Source organism: Pseudochrobactrum asaccharolyticum, from assembly GCF_003314995.1.
In the GTDB taxonomy this organism is placed as follows: Bacteria; Pseudomonadota; Alphaproteobacteria; order Rhizobiales; family Rhizobiaceae; genus Pseudochrobactrum; species Pseudochrobactrum asaccharolyticum.
The window spans coordinates 1-2525 of the sequence record NZ_QNRH01000032.1; the positions used below are offsets into that span (position 1 = coordinate 1).

At 42.8% G+C, this 2525-nt stretch carries 2 protein-coding genes and 1 pseudogene; 2 read left to right on the forward strand and 1 reads right to left on the reverse strand.

The genetic code is table 11. The features are described 5' to 3' along the window. Positions 1–617 (reverse strand): annotated as a pseudogene (locus tag DFR47_RS21440) (N-acetylglutaminylglutamine amidotransferase); the annotation flags it as partial. Between the two features lie 444 nt (positions 618–1061). Between DFR47_RS21440 and DFR47_RS21445 the strand changes: the two are divergent. Then, the gene (locus DFR47_RS21445) at positions 1062–2156 is read left to right on the forward strand and encodes a hypothetical protein (protein ID WP_113946541.1); all 1095 of its coding nucleotides are present in this window, start codon (positions 1062–1064) and stop codon (positions 2154–2156) included. A gap of 129 nt (positions 2157–2285) precedes the next feature. Next, positions 2286–2525: DJ-1/PfpI family protein (locus DFR47_RS21450; RefSeq protein ID WP_147245715.1), on the forward strand; the 240-nt coding region annotated here is incomplete at its 3' end.

Sequence of the window (2525 nt, forward strand, 5' to 3'; positions counted from 1 at the left end):
GTCGCAGGAGGTAACTTGCGAATGCCTTTTAATATAGTGAAAGGCGCAGGCACCGCCGCATGAAAGCTCATATAGTAATGTAGAGCAACGCTATCAATGGACGTGTCGACATCGCCACATTCTAATAATGCGGGAAGTGTTGAAGCAAAGCGAAAATACTCGGTATTCTCATTATAATATAGAGGTTTAATACCAAGGCGGTCGCGCACCACTATCGTACGCCCACTATCTTGTTCCCAAATTGCAAAAGCAAACATTCCGAGAAGCTTGTTTAAACAGTCCATACCCCATGCATGATATGCCTTGAGAATGACTTCCGTGTCGCCCGTAGAAAAAAATTGATAGCCCTTTGATTTCAATTCTGTTCTTAGCTCGACGTAATTGTAAATACATCCATTAAATACAATCGCTAGCCCTAATTGCGGGTCAAACATTGGCTGCTGCGATGAGTTTGACTTGTCAATGATACTAAGACGCCGGTGTCCAAAGGCGACGTTTCCTTGCTTGAGCAGGCCTGCTGCATCTGGACCCCGCGATTGCAAATTGCGCATCATTTTTTCTACATTTACAATACTAGGCTCGCCCTTGAAATTGATTTCACCACATATGCCACACATGTTTTAAGTCCCATAGAATATTCACGAAAATCCGATAAATATTCAACGCAAAAACATAATGTAGGTTCCATAAAATTTGCAGTTAACTAAAATACTGAATCTATATTTTGTAATTAGATAATTACAATAAAAAATACTTAAAAACTTAAAATAATATTATTCAGTGCAATAAATATGAGATTTTACTTAAATTAGTGCATTTTACGAAAAACCCTCTCTCTGAATTAAAATTAGTATGGGAAGGCTTATCCAATTATATGCGTGCAACTTATTTTACTCAGCGACGTTATAAAAGCTGAACGTACTAATAGTTCTATAAAAATTACTATTATTAATTCCACGGTGCAAATCCGTATAGGAGGGTAGCTCTATGAATTCCATTATTTATCTTGTTGGTCTTGTTGTGATTGTCTTGTTTATCCTTTCAATGTTGGGATTACGATAATGGTAGAGCAAAATAATATTAAAGTTGAATCAGATCGCAGTTATGTCGATTGGGCCGCAATCCTAGCTGGTTCAGTGATTTCGGCTGGTATTGTAGTGGTGTTCACCACATTTGCAGCCGGATTAGGTCTTGGTTCAATAACGGCAGAGGACGGTGGCGATATCAGCACGACGTGGTTGATAATAACCGCGCTTTTCGCCGTTATTTCTATGGTCGCATCTTATATGCTCGGTGGTTACATAACCGGTAGAATGAGACGTCCAGTTGGAAATGCAACCCGTGATGAAACGACTATTCGTGATGGACTCAATGGTTTGGCTGTATGGGGTATCGGCATACTAATCTCCGGTTTTTTCGCTGCAAGTGCTATCACTGGTGGGGTAAAAGCTGTTAGCAATGTCGCTCAGTCAACACTTGAAGCCACAGGTTCGGCCATCGGTGGTACAGCTCAAGGCATTGGTCAACTGGGTGGAGGTCTGATATCCGGGGCAGGAAATGCACTAGCAGGCGCGGCTCAAGGAGCTGGACAAGCAGTAGCGCCTACCTTTGATGAAATGCTTCCTCAGAGCCTTAAAAATAATCCGTTTGATTATATAACCGATAGCTTGTTGCGTAAAAGCGCAGCAACCCCAGAAACAGCAGACTCCCAGATTGGGAATGTGGATAGAGCAACACGACAGGTAACTGGAATTCTGGGGAGCCTTTTGCGAACAGGTGAGATTTCTGATGCCGATCGAACCTGGTTAGTTTCAGAAGTTGCGGCTCAGACGAACTTAACCCAGACAGAAGCCCAAACACGCGTAGATCAATCTATAGCACGTGTGGGAGAGCTGCGCGCAGAGGCACAGAAAAAAGTCGAAGAAGCCCAAAAGCAATTTGACGAGTTGAAGGCTAGTGCTGAGAAAACCGTTGCAGATGCCAAGGAAAAAGCGATTGAAGTGGCCGAAAAAGCCCGCGTAGCTTCTATTCTAAGCGCTTTTCTTCTCGCAGCAGCAGCGTTAGTGGCTGCAGCAGCAGCTTATATCGGCGCAATCCATGGCGGTCGCCATCGTGATGAAGGACGCATTTGGAGTGGTCTAGCCTACCGTAAATAGCACACCGACTGACCTTAACACTTAAGATAATAGCGCATGAATCCTTATAGTTTTCATGCGCTATTTTTTTGGGAGCTTTTCGATGCTTTAAAAGTTGGTTTTGTAATACGCACCTAAAGGAGAAAATTAATGCCTTTAAACCCTAACGATTATAAGGTTCTCATCGTTGCCACGCATGGGTACGAACGTTCTGAACTGCGTGTTCCTTTCGAAGAGCTTAAGAAATTTGGCGCAGACGTAAAAATTGCATCATTGTCGAGTGATCCGATTAAAAGCTGGGATAATGGCGATTGGGGAGACCAAATCACCGTAGACTATTTAATAAAAGAGATAAATGTGCAGGATTTTGATTGTCTCATCCTTCCTGGC